The sequence below is a fragment of the Bradyrhizobium sediminis genome (assembly GCF_018736085.1).
In the GTDB taxonomy this organism is placed as follows: Bacteria; Pseudomonadota; Alphaproteobacteria; order Rhizobiales; family Xanthobacteraceae; genus Bradyrhizobium; species Bradyrhizobium sediminis.
Window position 1 is genome coordinate 4160269 of the sequence record NZ_CP076134.1, and the last position, 16124, is coordinate 4176392.

The 16124-nt window shown below is 62.6% G+C and carries 13 protein-coding genes and 1 tRNA gene; 8 read left to right on the plus strand and 6 right to left on the minus strand.

The features are described 5' to 3' along the window. Nucleotides 1–6: 6 nt before the first annotated feature. The 3 genes from KMZ29_RS19950 to KMZ29_RS19960 form a co-directional block, all read right to left on the minus strand. Nucleotides 7–642, minus strand: a complete 636-nt coding sequence (locus tag KMZ29_RS19950) for a TetR/AcrR family transcriptional regulator (RefSeq protein WP_215620835.1) — start codon at nt 640–642, stop codon at nt 7–9. Between the two features lie 198 nt (nt 643–840). Further along, nucleotides 841–1416, minus strand: coding sequence for an NAD(P)H-dependent oxidoreductase (locus KMZ29_RS19955; protein WP_215620836.1), 576 nt, complete (start codon nt 1414–1416; stop codon nt 841–843). A 384-nt stretch (nt 1417–1800) separates the two neighbouring features. After that, nucleotides 1801–1875 (minus strand) — tRNA-Gln (locus tag KMZ29_RS19960). A 304-nt stretch (nt 1876–2179) separates the two neighbouring features. Here KMZ29_RS19960 and KMZ29_RS19965 point away from each other — a divergent pair. Then, a complete protein-coding gene (locus tag KMZ29_RS19965; protein WP_215620837.1) occupies nt 2180–3964 on the plus strand; it encodes an acyl-CoA dehydrogenase family protein in 1785 nt (594 codons plus the stop codon). An 873-nt stretch (nt 3965–4837) separates the two neighbouring features. Here KMZ29_RS19965 and KMZ29_RS19970 read toward each other — a convergent pair. Further along, a complete protein-coding gene (locus KMZ29_RS19970; protein WP_215620838.1) occupies nt 4838–5140 on the minus strand; it encodes a HigA family addiction module antitoxin in 303 nt (100 codons plus the stop codon). A gap of 190 nt (nt 5141–5330) precedes the next feature. After that, nucleotides 5331–5696, minus strand: a complete 366-nt coding sequence (locus tag KMZ29_RS19975) for a hypothetical protein (RefSeq protein ID WP_215620839.1) — start codon at nt 5694–5696, stop codon at nt 5331–5333. Between the two features lie 168 nt (nt 5697–5864). Here KMZ29_RS19975 and KMZ29_RS19980 point away from each other — a divergent pair. Beyond that, nucleotides 5865–7018, plus strand: a protein-coding gene (locus KMZ29_RS19980) for an IS3 family transposase (RefSeq protein WP_215620300.1) whose coding sequence is annotated in 2 segments (ribosomal slippage) — nt 5865–6114 and nt 6114–7018 — 1155 coding nt in all. Because the reading frame shifts where the segments join, the coding sequence is not laid out codon by codon here. Between the two features lie 385 nt (nt 7019–7403). Here KMZ29_RS19980 and KMZ29_RS19985 read toward each other — a convergent pair. Beyond that, nucleotides 7404–7751: a hypothetical protein gene (locus KMZ29_RS19985; protein WP_215620840.1), complete on the minus strand. Its 348-nt coding sequence runs from the start codon at nt 7749–7751 to the stop codon at nt 7404–7406. Between the two features lie 331 nt (nt 7752–8082). On the opposite strand from KMZ29_RS19985, the gene KMZ29_RS19990 reads away from it, so the two are divergent. The 6 genes from KMZ29_RS19990 (at nt 8083) to dxs (ending at nt 16040) form a co-directional block, all read left to right on the plus strand. After that, a complete protein-coding gene (locus KMZ29_RS19990; RefSeq protein ID WP_215624340.1) occupies nt 8083–9171 on the plus strand; it encodes a TRAP transporter substrate-binding protein in 1089 nt (362 codons plus the stop codon). A 147-nt stretch (nt 9172–9318) separates the two neighbouring features. After that, a complete protein-coding gene (locus KMZ29_RS19995) occupies nt 9319–10989 on the plus strand; it encodes a bifunctional metallophosphatase/5'-nucleotidase (RefSeq protein ID WP_215620841.1) in 1671 nt (556 codons plus the stop codon). Between the two features lie 98 nt (nt 10990–11087). Continuing rightward, complete coding sequence (locus KMZ29_RS20000) at nt 11088–12017, plus strand: histone deacetylase family protein (protein ID WP_215620842.1); 930 nt, start codon at nt 11088–11090, stop codon at nt 12015–12017. Between the two features lie 72 nt (nt 12018–12089). After that, on the plus strand, nt 12090–12341 hold the full coding sequence (locus KMZ29_RS20005) for an exodeoxyribonuclease VII small subunit (protein ID WP_215602989.1): 252 nt from the start codon (nt 12090–12092) through the stop codon (nt 12339–12341). A gap of 148 nt (nt 12342–12489) precedes the next feature. Continuing rightward, nucleotides 12490–13788, plus strand: a complete 1299-nt coding sequence (locus tag KMZ29_RS20010; protein WP_215620843.1) for a hypothetical protein — start codon at nt 12490–12492, stop codon at nt 13786–13788. A 326-nt stretch (nt 13789–14114) separates the two neighbouring features. Continuing rightward, nucleotides 14115–16040, plus strand: coding sequence for a 1-deoxy-D-xylulose-5-phosphate synthase (gene dxs, locus KMZ29_RS20015; RefSeq protein ID WP_215620844.1), 1926 nt, complete (start codon nt 14115–14117; stop codon nt 16038–16040). Nucleotides 16041–16124 lie beyond the last annotated feature (84 nt).

Genomic DNA, 16124 nt, shown 5'->3' on the forward strand with positions numbered 1-16124 from the left:
ATCGGACTAGACCTTCTCGCGCCGGCCGGCCGGAGCGGGCCTGACCGCATCGCCGGGCGCAAACCCGTTCAGGAACAGATTGACCGCGATGTCGGCGAATTCCCTGGGGCCGATGCCGCCCTTGGGGTCGTACCAAGTGTAGGTATAGTTGATGATCCCGAACAGGACCATCGCATAGATCTTTCTGGTGCGCTTGACGATCTTGCCTTCGGCGTCGAGCCTGACCAGGAGATCGGTGACGGTATCGACGAGCTGCCGCTCGAGGTTCTTGATCGTTTGCTGCTCGTCTTCGTTCAGGAACGACAGATCGTGAATCAGGACGCGCTGCTCGTGAGGCGACTTGGCGTTGACCTCGACGATGGTGCGGATGACGTTCCTGAATTGCGTCAGTGTCGGGCCGCCTTCGGCAATCGCGGCATCGACACGCGCAATCATTTCCCGAATGTGCGCATCGAGGATCGCGAACAGGATCGCTTCCTTGGAATCGAAATAGTGATAAAGCGCGCCGCGCGACAGCTTGCAGGCATCGGCAAGGTCGGCGATCGAGCTGCGCATGTATCCCTGCGCTGAAAACAAGGCCGCCGCCTGGGTCAGGATTCCGAGATGAATGCCGTCATAATTCTCAGAGCGTGTTCGCGCCATTCCGGTTCCTTCTGACTTCGTCGTCAGTCGATCCCTTCCAGCAAGGGCCCATCGAAATTTCCCCTCTGGAGAGTCTGACGAATCATCGGGTGAGCAGGTCACGGCGCTCATCCGACGCACCCGTTGTTCGGACCTGGACTCGTCTCACGATTTGGGTGCGCAGAAAACATGCGCGGGGCGAGGCAGAGGACCTACCTTCTACGCTCCGCCGCGCCCCAGTTTTCGCGCCGAGTCCAGAAAGTGAGACTTGCATGCGGCCGATGCATCCTTTGCGCTATACATCGCAAGACGCCTCACGGGGTGAAATCCGCAATGCCCGAGCACCGCGTGAGAGATCCAGCGCCAGAACAGGTCCCCGCGAAAAAGCCAGCCGACGAGCCTCGGCGAGTTCTGGGTGTAAATGACGCGCGCCGACCGCCCGCGCAGGAGCGGTTCCACGTAGGGAAAGCGGGCGTGATAGCGCATCGCGAACTCCGGCAGGAAAACGCGGTCGACGTAGCCCTTGAGAAGGGCAGGCGCTGCCCACCACCAGTTCGGCGATATCACGACAAGATGCTGGCACCAGCTAATGAGTTCTTGTTGTTGCGCGATATCGGGTTCGAGAGGTTTGTTGCTGTGATAACCGCCACGCAACACCAAATCGAACTGCAGCTCACGGAGCATGACGCTCTTCACCTCGTGACCCCTCTCGCCAGCCCCTTCCACATAGGCTGCTGCTACGGCATCACTGAAGCTCCCTTGGTCCGGATGGGCATTGAGGACAAGTATTCGCATGGCAGTATGACTCGTATGGTCGTCATTTTTAGGACAAGCGGTCAAATCGTTCGCGTCGACTTTTTGACACGCGCGCGCCTCGGCGCCGATAGTCGAAACCGAAAAACATGGAAGGGTAAGACCTACCGCGTCATGGCAACAGCCTCCCCAAGTCTAGGCTGAGTCGCGAGAATGCAAGCAAGGTCATCCAGTGCAGATCGAACCCAGTCTCCGGCCGCAGTCTCCCAAGCACGGGAGTTTTTGGATATCCGCCGGAGACTATCGGCAATTTAGCTGAGGGAAGGCGCAGAATTGGAGACCAGAGACGGGGTAGTGAATTCACAAACGCGCGCCATTGGCGGGCCTTTCTGCGAGTAACAAGGTCTTGTTCTCCGGGCGCCTGCCTGGCTGGGGCGGGAGGGATCGAACCTCCGAATGGCGGAATCAAAATCCGCTGCCTTACCGCTTGGCTACGCCCCAACAGGCTGTCCGGAACGCGACGGGACTGGTCTCTCCCGCGGATTCCCTCAGGCCACGCCGGTCTATAGGGGGAGTTGAGCCATTTCAACAGCCTGTGGGACGAATTTCCGGCTGAATCGGAACCGGCGCGCCCCGTCCCATATATAAAGTAATCCGTCAGGTGAGCCGGATGAATTCCGGCCCCAAAACGCATGGCTTCGCCGTGCCTTAGCGTCCGGATTTCATCCCCCGGGAGAGTTGAGAGAAGCCGCTTTTCGTGGGAATACGGCAGCCCTGCCGTTCCCGTACCTAGCGAGACACCGCCATGACCTATCGCGCGCCGATCAACGATATGCTGCTGGCCCTCAACCACGGCGCCGGCCTCGCGGCCGCCGTGAAAGCCGGCCATTACGGCGATTTCGACGGCGACATCACCGCCGCCGTGCTGGAGGAAGCCGGCAAATTCGCCTCCGACGTGCTGGCGCCGCTCAACCGCGTCGGCGACGAACACGGCATCAAGCTCGAGGCAGGCAAGGTCACCACCGCCCCCGGCTGGCCCGATGCCTATCAGCGCTGGTCTGCGGCGGGGTGGAACGCGGTGTCGGGCCCGGAAGCGTTCGGCGGCCAGGGCCTGCCGCTGGCGATCAACGCCGCCTGCACCGAAATCTGGAGCGCGTCGAACATCGCGTTCGGGCTCTGTCCGCTGCTCACGCTGAGCGCGATCGAGGCGCTGGATGCGCATGGCAGCGACGAGCTGAAGAATATCTATCTGGAGAAGATGGTGACCGGCGAATGGACCGGCACCATGCAGCTCACCGAGCCGCAGGCGGGCTCCGACGTCGGTGCGTTGCGCACCCGCGCCGAGCGCGCCGACGACGGCACCTATCGCATCAAGGGCAGCAAGATATTCATCACCTATGGCGACCACGACATGACCGAAAACATCGTGCATTTCGTGCTGGCGCGACTGCCCGATGCACCTGATGGCACCAAGGGCATTTCGCTGTTCCTGGTCCCGAAATTCCTGGTCAATGCCGACGGTTCGCTGGGTAGCCGCAACGATATCTTTCCAAGCGGCGTCGAGCACAAGCTCGGCATGCATGCCTCGCCGACCTGCACCATGACCATGGGCGATCATGGCGGCGCCATCGGCTACCTGATAGGCGAGGAAAACCGCGGCATGGCCTGCATGTTCACCATGATGAACCAGGCCCGGCTCGGCGTCGGCCTCGAAGGCGTCGGCATCGCCGACCGCGCCTATCAGCAGGCGCTGGCCTTTGCGCAGGAACGCCGCCAGGGCCGCGCCGCCGGCAAAGCCGGCAACGGGTCCGACCCCATCATCGTGCATCCCGACGTCAAGCGGATGCTGATGCAGATGCGCGCGCTCACCGCCGCCGCGCGCACCATCTGCTACGCTACCGCGGTCGCGCTCGATATCGCCGCACGCGCGACCGACGCCAAAGTGCGCGGCGAGGCCACCGCGCGCGGCGCGCTGCTGACGCCGATCGCCAAGGCGTTCTCCACCGACATCGGCAACGAGGTGACCTCGCTCGGCGTGCAGATCCACGGCGGCATGGGTTTCATCGAGGAAACCGGCGCCGCGCAGCATTATCGCGATGCGCGCATCACCGCGATCTATGAAGGCACCAACGGCATCCAGTCGATCGACCTGGTCACCCGCAAGCTCGCCGCCAATGGCGGCGCGTCGGTGTGGGCCCTGCTCGACGAACTCTCCGGCATCGTCAAACAGGTCGAAGCCTCGAACGATCCGGCGTTCGGCACCACGGGAATAAAACTGCGCGACGCGCTGGGCTCGCTGGAGCGCACCAGCAAGTGGCTCCTGGAGCGCGTCAGCTCGTCGCCGAACGAGGCGCTGGCGGGCGCGACGCCTTATCTGCGGCTGTTCGGTTCGACGCTCGGCGGCTGCATGCTGGCCAATGAGGCGCTCGCCGCCCGCGATCTCGGCGAAGGCGCCGGCGACCCGCAGCGCTACGTCACGCTGGCAAGGTTTTTTGCCGAGAACATCACGGTGCAGGCAGGCGCGCTGGAGCGCACGGTGATGGACAGCGCCGAAGCGGTCAACGGCGCGGACGCGGTGTTGCTGGGGTAGGCCACTTCGCATTGGAGGTGGGCTGCGCCGTTGCCACGTCATTGCGAGCGAAGCGAAGCAATCCATTCTTAAAGCCGTGCCGGTATGAAAGTTGGATTGCTTCGTCGCAAGAGCTCCCTTGCGCAAACGCTTCGCGTTTGTCGCAGGCAATGACGCTGTGGGAGTTTTGATTCTATTCAGACAGCAGATACACGTCTGCCATCTCGCGGCACGATTTTGCCCGAGGTTTGCGTTTCGTTGTCCCTCGAAAGAAAAGAGGGAGCAGGGAATGCCGGATGCGCGCTGCACCCGCGGTCTCGTGTGCAAAGTTGTGCGAAAGAAAACGCACACGAGCATACAGGTTCAGCGGAGGCAATCCGGCATTCCCTGCGCAATGGCTTTACGGCTTATACTGTGCTCTCCTCGGCGATCAGGATTTGTTTGTCACCGTCGCCCCGCGGATTGACGGCTGGCCCGACGCCCGGTTGGGCCGGCTTCGCCTCCGCGGGACTTGACGCCAACCCAGAGGCTGTCAGGACCACACGACTTCGCCGTACGAAGCAGCGCCGTCGTCAGCGCGTCGCCGATGGTTCACAGGCTTTCGCCCGCCCTGCCATTGCGTTTCACGCCTGACGCTGCCGCGTCCACCGCATCCCCTCCCGCGTTCGTGACGATCGCGATACGCCCCTCTTGACGGGTGAGACGGGCAAACTGATAAATCTGATTTGCCCGACGGGTTAAGCGGAATTTTGCCCGACGGGTTGTTTTGTCGCAGCTGCGGCGCCGTTGCGTTGGCAAAGGCGCACTTGCGGGGCGCCGCCCACCACCATCCGGATCGCGGCTCGAATGGGGTGGGTACTTTGCCCCCCCGAATCGCGCGTGGGCAGAGTCTCTCTAAGCTGCCTTTGTCGCAATCGGTTCGATCTTCGCGAGGTCATTGCCTATTTGCCGTTTCGCGATCTGAACGTCGTAGTCGGTCTGCAGATTCAACCAGAGTTCAGGCGAAGTGCCAAAGGCCTTCGACAAGCGCAACGCTGTATCTGCAGTCACGCCGGTTTCTTCATTTGCCAATCGCTCAATACGCGTCCGCGGAACGCCGCAGACTTTTGCTAACGCGCCGGACGATAGCCCCAGCGGCAGCAAAAATTCTTCCCGAAGAACTTCACCGGGATGCATGGGAGAAAGCTTCCTGGCCATTTACGGCTCTCCTTGGTTTGAGGGCCATGCCCGGCCCCCTCTCTTGGTCATTAGCTCGGATGGGTTGAGCTTTTCGCGAAGCCCATCACCGCTTTTGCGAAACACGATGGGTATCGCTTCGCTCCACCCATCCTACGCGCTACGCGCTGCACATTCGTTCGTCACGCCGGCAGGGCGCCCGCGAAGGCGCTCAGTGGAAGAAATAGATAGCCCCGACCACCCCAAGGATGAGAGTAAAGAGACCAAGAATAGATTTCGTCACCGCGCTCCTCCAGTCGGTGGGTATTCGAGCCAAGTAAAGGACCGCAATTACCGCTATGCAAACGGCCATCCCGACCGCCGGAGCATTCGCCGCTCGCGAAAAGCCCAGCGGAAGCTTTAGTCCGATGTAGACCACGAACGCGCCCATGTAGATCGACCAGGCTACCCAGCAGACCGAGATCACTTCCTCTAACGACAATTTTCGACCGAAGAGGCGTACTGGGCTGAGCGCTATCAACAAGGGCGCACCGAGCACAACGAGAGAGCCCAACGCGAGCGGCTCACTGACCGTCATGGCGCATAGCCGCAAGCGCGAGCCACATTAGGCTCGTCGAATGTAGCCCCTCCATCGATCTAACCAAACGCGTGGCGCAGCTTGATCGCACACCACAGACCGATCATTGAGCTGCTGCCGGTTTGATGGACACCAAGATTGGGTGTTTCATACAGCCGGAGGTGGGTCATGCAGAGACGAAGATTCAGTCGAGAGTTCAAGGTCGAGGCGGTCAAGCTTGTCAGGGAGCGCGGAGTATCGGTAGCGCAAGCCGGCCGAGACCTGGGCATTCATGAGAACGTGCTGCGCAAATGGGTCAAGGAGTTCGGCTCCGATCCCGTGCAGGCCTTCCCCGGCCACGGCCAGATGAAACCCGAGCAGCTGGAGATCGAGCGGCTGCGGCGCGAGGTCAACAAGCTGAAGGCGGAGCGGGATATCCTAAAAAAGGCCGCTGCCTACTTCGCGAAGGAAGCGACATGAAGTTCGGCTTCATCGTGAAGCACCGGAACATCTGGCCGGTGGCATGGCTATGCGAAGCAATGGGCGTGTCGCGGTCGGGCTTCCATGCCTGGCTGAATCGATCTCCCAGCGCCAGATCCCGAAGCGACGAAGCGGTCGGCCAGCAGGTGAAGGCCAGCTTCCTTGCCAGCGACCGGACCTACGGCGCACGGCGCGTCTGGCGAGACCTGCTGGCAGACGGCGTCGAATGCGGTCTTCACCGGATCGAGCGGCTGATGCGCCTGCAGGCCTTGCGGGCGCGGCCACGGCGCCGGCGTCTGCCGAAGGACGAAGGCGATCGCCAGGTTGCGAACGTGCCGGCGAACCTTCTCGATCGTCAGTTTGCGGCCGAGCGGCCGAACCAGAAGTGGATCGCCGACTTCACCTACATCTGGACCGCCGAGGGCTGGCTCTACGTGTCGGCTGTGATCGACCTGTTCTCGCGACGGGTGGTCGGCTGGTCGATGAGCGCCGGCATGACAGCCCAGCTGGTTGCGGACGCCCTGTTGATGGCCGTCTGGCGCCGGGGCAAGCCGGATGCCCTGATGCATCACTCGGATCGGGGCAGCCAATACGCCAGCGAACAGTTCCAGCGCCTGATGGCTGACAGCGGCATCGTCTGCAGCATGAGCCGATCCGGCAACGTCTGGGACAACGCGGCGATGGAGAGCTTCTTCTCGTCGCTAAAGACCGAACGCATCGAGCGCAAAACCTACCGTACCAGGAACGAGGCCAGAGCAGATGTGTTCGACTACATCGAGCGGTTCTACAATGCGACCCGACGTCATTCGACGATCGGATACCTCAGCCCTGTTGAGTTCGAGCGCAAGGTGGGATTAGCTTAACCGGGTGTCCATCAAACCGGCAGCAGCTCACATCATGATAACTACGCGAAGAGCTTGCCGGTAGCCCTTTGGAATTCGCAGCAAATCAACGGCGAAACTTGCCGCCGCTGTTCCCACCACCGCCAAGGCGATAGCCATCTATTAACCTCCGGTTGTATTTAACTTTGGATGTGACCGAACAAACACTAAATGTTCGTTCGCGCGAACCTTTAGAGTGCGGCAGTATGTTGGGCTCAACGCGAGAAGTGATCCCCGCCTTCGATGTCCGCTCAGGGTCATTTGCAGCCATCGGCAGGCGTCGTACCCATGTCCGTTCCTGCCTCGAAAGCAGATCTCGGCTTGCGCAGCACGTCCCGCCCGATGTGACGTTTTCCGTTGCGCCACGTCAAATCCGTCTCATCGTCCTGTCACCAACCACTCGAAGGTCGATCCTGCCGATCAGATCCGAACGGAGCACCTCCGCGGCGCTGATGGCGGCCATCGTCTGTCGCAACGTACTGACGTTCGATCCGAGCGCCACGATTCCGCCCAGCACTGCGGCAATCGATCCGATGGCGGCGACCTGATTGGATCCGAACAGGCCCAGCATCATAACCAGCAGCAATGCGCCGCCGCCGGCGATTGCCGCCTTGGAAACCAGTATAATCTTTCGGCATCGCTCGGAGGCCTCGGCAAGCTCCTCGAGCCGCGCTTCGATCCGTGAAATCTCGTCGATCGGGTTGTCCTCGTCCATCAGATTCAATATCCGCAAAGTTCATTGTCGGAAGTGGCGGCAGGTTGGCTCATGTCCGCGCCCCTAATAACAGTATTGCGATGGGTTTCGCTACGCTCAACCCATCCTACGCGGCCCGCGCTTGTCGCGTGCATCCGCGTCTTGAGTGCTCAATGGCGGCGAAGGCGCGGATGGTCGGTGCATCCTGAGTCGGCCGCCGCAAAATATCCGTCAGGTCACGCAAGGTAGCGCTTCCTTGCATGCCCCAGAGTTCGTTATGATGGGGTCAAATGGTCCCGCAAGGCACCTGCCCCGCGCCAATCGACCTGCAATCCAAGGGAGTGAGCCCATCATGAAACGCCGCACGTTCCTCAAAGGCAGCGCCCTTGCCGGCGCGACGACGCTGGTTGCCGCGCCGGCGATCGCCCAATCGGCGCCCGAGATCAAATGGCGCCTGACCTCGAGCTTTCCGAAGTCGCTAGAGACCATCTACGGCACGGCGCAGACCTTTGCGAAATACGTGGCCGAAGCCACAGACAACAAGTTTCAGATTCAGACCTTTGCGGCAGGCGAGATCGTGCCCGGCTTGCAGGCCCTCGATGCCGTGAGCACCGCTGCCGTCGAGATGGCGCAGACCCCGCTCTATTTCTACATCGGCAAGGAGCCGGCACTCACCTATGCCACGGGCGCGCCGTTCGGCATGAACCATCGCCATCAGCATTCTTGGTGGACGTTCGGCGGCGGCGCCGAACTCTGCAACGAAGCGCTGAAACCTTTCAAGACGCACGCCATCCTGTGCGGTAACTCCGGCACGCAAATGGGCGGCTGGTTCCGCAAGGAGATCAAGACGGTCGATGATCTCAAAGGCCTCAAGTTCCGCATCGCCGGCATGGGCGGCCATGTGCTCGCCAGGCTCGGCATCGTGCCGCAGCAGATCGCGGGCGGCGATGTATATTCAGCACTCGAGAAGGGTTCGATCGATGCCGCGGAGTTCGTCGGTCCCTATGATGACGAGAAGCTCGGCTTCTACAAGGTGGCGAAGTACTACTACTTCCCCGGCTGGTGGGAAGGCGGAGCCATGCTGCACATGATCGTGAACCAGGAGAAGTGGAATGCGCTTCCCAAGCAGTACCAGACGATCCTCAACCAGGCCGGCGCGGCAGCGGGCGCCTGGATGATCGAGAAATATGACAGCGTCAATCCTGCCGCCCTGAAACGCCTTATCGCCGGTGGAGCGGAGTTGCGCGCGTTCCCGCAGCCGGTCCTGGATGCCTGCTACCAGGCCACGCAAGATCACCTCAACGAAATTGCCGAGAAGAGCCCGCTGTTCAAGAAGACCAAAGAGAGCCATGACGCGTACATGAAGGAAGTGCTCTTCTACGCGCAGATCGCGGAAAACTATTACGACAACTACCTGCTCGGCAAAATGCGCAAGGGCTGAGTGTAGACTGGCGAAATGCGCCACGCGCGCGGTCACTCGTTCAAGGATTCATCATGGTCGGACATAATGACCGACGGATATGCCCGCGCGGCCAAGCGGCAAGCGGGGCCTCATGAAATCCGCGTGTCTCCGTTCCATCGCAACGTCATGAGACATTCGCTTTGTCAGATCCTTGCGGCCGTCCTGCTGGCGATGGTGCTCGACCCAATGTCGCGCGCATCGGCGCAAGCCGCGCCGGTCGAGCTGCGCATTCTGGCGATCAACGACTTCCACGGTTATCTGCAACCGCCGCAGGGCGGCATCCGGATCGCCGATCCCGACGACAAATCCAAGAGGATAACGGTCGCGGCCGGCGGCGCCGAGCACATGGCGACGGCGGTCAGGCAACTCCGCGAAAAAGCCAGGAACAACATCTTCGTCGCCGCCGGCGACCTGATCGGCGCGAGCCCGTTCCTGTCGGCAATGTTTCACGACGAGCCCACCATCGAATCGCTCGGCATGATGGGACTGGCGGTTGCCTCCGTCGGCAATCACGAATTCGACGAGGGCAAGGAAGAGCTGCTGCGGATGCAGAATGGCGGCTGTCACGCGATCGACGGATGCCAGGGGCCGCATCCCTTCCTCGGCGCGAAGTTTCGCTATCTGGCCGCCAGCACCTTCGAGAAGAGCACCGGCAAGACGCTGTTTCCACCTTACGCGATCAGGGAGTTCGACGGCGTTCCCATAGCCTTCATCGGCCTGACATTGAAGGGCACGCCGAAGCTGGTCGCGCCGACTGGCGTCGCCGATCTGGAATTCAGGGACGAGGCCGACACCGTGAACGCGCTGGTGCCGGAACTGAAGGCGCGCGGCGTCGAGGCCATCGTCGTGCTGATCCATGAAGGCGGCTTTCCGAGCGGCGATTATAATGAGTGCCCGGGCATCTCCGGCCCCATCGTCGACATCGTCAGGAAGCTCGACAAGGCCGTCGATCTCGTCGTCAGCGGCCACACCCACCAGGCCTATATCTGCGAGATCGACGGCCGGCTGGTCACCTCAGCCGACAAATACAGCACCGTCGTCACCGCAATCGATCTGAAGCTCGATCCCGCCACCCGCGACGTCATCAGCGCCCGCGCCGACAACGTCATCGTCCGCACCGAAGCCTTCGCCAAGGATCCGGAGCAGACCGCGTTGCTCGAGGCTTACGATCGACTGGCCGCCCCGATCGCCGGCCGCCCGGCGGGCTCGATCACCGAAACGCTGTCGCGCATGCCCAACGAGGCCGGCGAGAGCGTGCTCGGCGATATCGTCGCCGACGCCCAGCTGGCCGCGACCCGCCTCGAGGCCAATGGCGGGGCCGTGATCGCCTTCACCAATCCGGGCGGCGTCCGCAGCGATATCCCGAAGAAGGACGGCGGCGCGGTGACCTATGCCGACGTGTTCGCCAGCCAGCCGTTCCGCAACCAGCTGGTGACGCTGACGCTGACGGGAACGCAGATCAGGAACGTGCTCGAGCAGCAGTGGCTCGACCCGAAGCGGCCGCGGATTCTGCAGGTCTCGAAGGGTTTCAGCTACGCGTGGGACGCCGCCAGGCCGATCGGCGACCGCGTGGCCGCCGACAGCCTGACGCTGAACGGGCAACGCATCGATCCGGCGACGGGCTACCGCGTGACGGTGAACAGTTTTCTCGCGGTCGGCGGCGACGGATTTACCGTGTTCATGGAAGGATCAGCGCCGCTGGTCGGCGTCTATGACGTCGACGCCCTGTACCTGTATTTCAAGGCCAACAGCCCGATCGCGCCCGCGACGGGGAATCGCATCGTGCGAATGAACTGAAATGCCGGCGGGATCCGCGGGCTCGGCTCTTTCCCAAGCCGCGCCAACCCCCTAGATTAACGCCTTCTCATAAAGCGCTTGCCGCGCCAGGGTACTGCATGACCACGCTGCTTCTCACTCATCCGGCCTGTCTCGACCACGCCACGCCGCCGGGCCATCCGGAGCGCTCCGACCGGCTGCGCGCGGTCGGCGAGGTGCTCGCCGAGGATCGCTTCAACAGACTGGTGCGCGGCGAAGCGCCGGAGGGCAGTCTGGATTCGGTCACGCTCTGTCACAACGAGCACTATGTCGGAGAACTCCGCCACATCGCGCCGTCGAGCGGGCTGATCTATCTCGACGGCGATACCTCGATGTCGCCCGGCACCTGGGAAGCGGTGATGCGCGGCGTCGGCGGCGCGGTCACCGCCACCGATGCCGTGATGTCGGGCTCGCATGACAATGCCTTCGTCGCGATCCGTCCGCCGGGCCATCACGCCGAGATCAACAAGCCTATGGGGTTCTGCTTCTTCGACAATGCCGCGATCGCCGCACGCCACGCCCAGCGCAAATACGGCATCGCCCGCGCGGCGATCGTCGATTTCGACGTGCATCACGGCAACGGCACCCAGGATATCTTCTGGTCCGATCCGACCGTGATGTATTGCTCGACGCACCAGATGCCGCTGTTTCCCGGCACCGGCGCCAGCGGCGAGCGCGGCGAGCACGACACCATCGTCAACGCGCCGCTCGCCTCCGAAGACGGCGGCGCCAAGTTCCGCGCCGCGTTCGAAAACGTCATCCTGCCGCAACTGCGGAAATTCTCGCCTGAGCTGATCATCGTCTCCGCCGGCTTCGACGCGCACTTCCGCGATCCCTTGGCGTCGCTCAATCTTCACGCCGAGGATTTCGGCTGGGTCACGCGCCAGCTGATGGACGTCGCCTACTCCAGCGCCGGCGGCCGGATCGTCTCGGTGCTCGAGGGCGGCTACGATCTGCAGGGCCTGAAAGAGTCGGTGGCGGCGCACGTCAGCGCATTGATGGGCGCGTGATTTCCCGCCACAATACGCCCGCATAGATGGATTTGAGTCTGCGCCCCGCGAGGGCGCATCCGGGAAAGCAATATGGCCGAAAACACCCAACTGGACGTCAAGAAGCTCTCCTTCGAACGCGCGATCGAGGAACTCGAATCGATCGTCAAGCGGCTCGAGGACGGCAAGGTGCCGCTGGAGGAATCGGTGGCCATCTACGAGCGCGGCGAGGCGCTGAAACGGCGTTGCGAGGAATTGCTGCGGCAGGCCGAAGCGCGGGTCGACAAGATCACCACCGACGCCAGCGGCCAGGTCACTGGTACCGAGCCGCTCGACGTTCAGTAACGGCCATGCGGCCGCACGTCGCTGCCCGGCAACAGATGGGAATATTTGGCGAATTCGGCGCTGACCGGGGCGGCGAGGCCCGAAATAGCTCTTGGCGCGTTACGTAGCCTGATATAGTCGGCGGCACTAGTCCGGGGACCACTGTTTCGTGCGCGTTCAGCACCGCCATATCATCTATGTGCAAGGGTACGATCCGCGCGGGCTCGCGCAGTATTACCGCATGTTCAGGACCGAGCTGCGGAAGTTCGGCCGGCTGTACCAACTCAGCGCCACCATAAGTCGCCCGCAGAGTTCATCCGACGGCGAGACCGCATCCTGGACCATCGAGACCAAGGCCCGCGACTGGCAGACCCGCACCAGGTACGATTTCCTGCGCTTCGAAGACCTGATCCAGCGCGACCTCGCCGCGCCGATCTGGAGTACGGTTTTTCATGCCGTCTGGATCTACTGGCGCCTGGTGTTCCGCGGCACGATTGCACGATTCTGGCGGGCGAACTGGCGGTTCGCGACCTTCATCACCTACCCGCATTTCCTGCTGTTGCTCGAGGCGCTGGGATCGCTCGGCGTTGCCTACGCCTGCGCGAAAGGCCTCGAAGCGCTCGGCGTCCCCAGCCTGTTCAGCATGGCCGCGGCGGCGGCCGTGTTCGTCGCCCTGCTCGGCTCGCTGCTGAAATACACGGAAAACGCGACCTATTTGCTGTATCTGCTGTCCGACACGATCTGGACCTGGGAATTCTCGCACCGCCAGCGGCCGGAATGGGACCAGCGCATCGACCGCTTTGCGCAATACCTCGTCAACATCGCACGCTCCAGCGACGCCGAGGAAATCGTGATCGTCGGCCACAGTTCGGGATCGTTTCTGGGGACCGAGATCCTGGCGCGCGCGCTCAGGCTCGACCCAGGCCTCGGCCGGCATGGCCCGCGCATTGTCCTCTTTACCGTCGGCGGTAATTTCCCGATCGTCGGTTTTCATGCGGCGTCACAGGATTTCCGCGACCATCTGCGGCAACTGGCGGTCGAGCCTTCGATCGACTGGATCGACTGCCAGTCGCGCAAGGACGTGATGAATTTCTTTCCGTTCGATCCGGTCGCCGGCCATGGCATCGACGCCGGTGCCGCCAGACGCAACCCCACCATCGTGGCGGTCCGGTTCCGTGAAATCATCAAACCGGAGCACTACAACGCGTTCCGCTGGAAGTTCTTCCGGGTCCATTTCCAGTTCGTCATGGCCAATGAGCAACCCCACGCCTACGACTTCTTCATGATCGTCTGCGGGCCGATCCCTTTGCGCGAGCGCATGGCGCTGCCCGAGGCGGCCCTGGCGGTCGCCGCCGGCGACGCCGCCGCCCGGGAACAGGCCTGGAAAAGGCTCGAATCCGCCGTCTCCCGTCGCGCGGATGCCGCCGATTTGAGCGGGAAAGAGCCTTCGGCGCGCCGCCGGGGTTGAAATTCGGCCCTTTCCGGACCTGATCCGCCCCGCCTCGCGGCGCCGGCGGGTTGGCTTTGGCCTCGGCTTTAGTGTAAAGCTTGGCGGGCTGTGGGCTATTGAAGGCGGCCAGCCCTCGATTTCCGGCGACGGTAAGCGCTTCAAATAGCAGATAAAATTGACTGGGAAGGGCGAAGCCGCCAAAGGTGATGCATATCACATTGACCGATCCGGAGCGCGTCTAGGCTGTCAAAAGCACCCGGCGCCCGGGTCTTCGCTGCGCTGATATTGCGCAACCCATCTTACGTCGGGCGGTTTGTCCCGACATGCAAAATTGGAATATCGCTGTGACGACATTTAGCAAGACGCCGCTCCTCGACACGATCCGCACCCCGGACGATCTGCGCCGGCTCAAGGTCGAGCAGGTGCGGCAGGTCGCCGACGAACTGCGCCAGGAAACCATCGATGCCGTCTCGGTCACCGGCGGACATTTCGGCGCCGGCCTCGGCGTCGTCGAACTGACCACAGCGATCCATTACATCTTCGACACCCCGCGCGACCGCCTGATCTGGGACGTCGGCCATCAGGCCTATCCGCACAAAATCCTGACCGGACGCAGGGATCGCATCCGCACCCTGCGCACCGGCGGCGGGCTGTCCGGTTTCACCAAGCGCACCGAAAGCGATTACGACCCGTTCGGCGCCGCCCACTCCTCGACCTCGATCTCCGCCGGCCTCGGCATGGCCGTGGCGCGCGACCTCTCCGGCGGCAAGAACAACGTCATCGCCGTAATCGGCGACGGCGCGATGTCCGCGGGCATGGCCTATGAGGCCATGAACAATGCCGGCGCGATGAATTCCCGGCTGATCGTCATCCTCAACGACAACGACATGTCGATTGCACCGCCGGTCGGCGCGATGTCGGCCTATCTGTCGCGGCTCTACTCCGGCAAGACCTATCGCACGCTGCGCGAGGCCGCCAAGCAGCTCGGCAACCATCTGCCGAAAATAATCGCCAACCGCGCCAATCGTGTCGAAGAATATTCCCGTGGCTTCATGATGGACGGCGGCACGCTGTTCGAGGAGCTCGGCTTCTACTATGTCGGCCCGATCGACGGCCACAACCTCGACCATCTGCTTCCGGTGCTGAAGAACGTCCGCGACATGGAGACCGGCCCGATCCTGGTCCATGTCGTGACGCAGAAGGGCAAGGGCTACGGCCCGGCGGAAGCCTCCGCCGACAAGTATCATGCGGTGGTGAAGTTCGACGTCGCGACGGGCACCCAGGCGAAAGCAAAACCGAACGCGCCCGCCTACCAGAACGTGTTCGGCCAGAGCCTCGTCAAGGAAGCTCAAAAGGACGACAAGATCATCGGCATCACCGCGGCGATGCCGTCCGGCACCGGGATCGATATTTTCGCCAAGGCTTTCCCGACCCGCACTTTCGATGTCGGCATCGCCGAGCAGCATGCGGTGACCTTCGCCGCCGGTCTTGCGACCGAGGGCTACAAGCCGTTCTGCGCGATCTATTCGACCTTCCTGCAGCGCGGCTACGACCAGGTCGTCCATGACGTGGCGATCCAGAGCCTGCCGGTGCGCTTCGCCATCGATCGCGCCGGCCTCGTCGGCGCCGACGGCGCCACCCATGCCGGCTCGTTCGACAACGCCTATCTGGGCTGCCTGCCCAACTTCGTCATCATGGCGGCTTCCGACGAGGCCGAGATGGTCCACATGGTCGCGACGCAAGTGGCGATCAACGACCGTCCGAGCGCGCTACGCTATCCGCGCGGCGAAGGCCGCGGCGTCGAAATGCCCGAAGTCGGCATTCCCCTCGAGATCGGCAAGGGCCGTATCGTCCGCGAGGGCTCCAAGATCGCGCTATTGTCGTTCGGCACCCGTCTGGCCGAATGCGAAAAGGCCGCCGACGAACTCGCCGCCCATGGCCTCTCCACCACGATCGCCGATGCGCGCTTCATGAAGCCGCTCGACACCGACATGATTCTGAAACTCGCGCGCGAGCACGAAGTCCTGCTCACCATCGAGGAAGGCTCGATCGGCGGCTTCGGCTCCCACGTCATGCAGTTGCTGGCCGATAACGGCATGCTCGACGGTGGCTTGCGGATGCGGGCGATGGTCCTGCCCGACGTGTTCCTCGACCACGATACGCCGGCCGCGATGTATGGCCGCGCCGGCCTCGACGCCAAGGGCATCGTCGCCAAGGTGTTCGAGACGCTCGGCAAGGACTTCAAGGCCGAAACGGTGAAGCTGGCCTGACGGTCCGGTGACCTCATCCTTCGAGACGCCCGCCACAGCGGGCTCCTCAGGATGAGGTCCTAAACCCTCTTGGTGAGGAGCGCA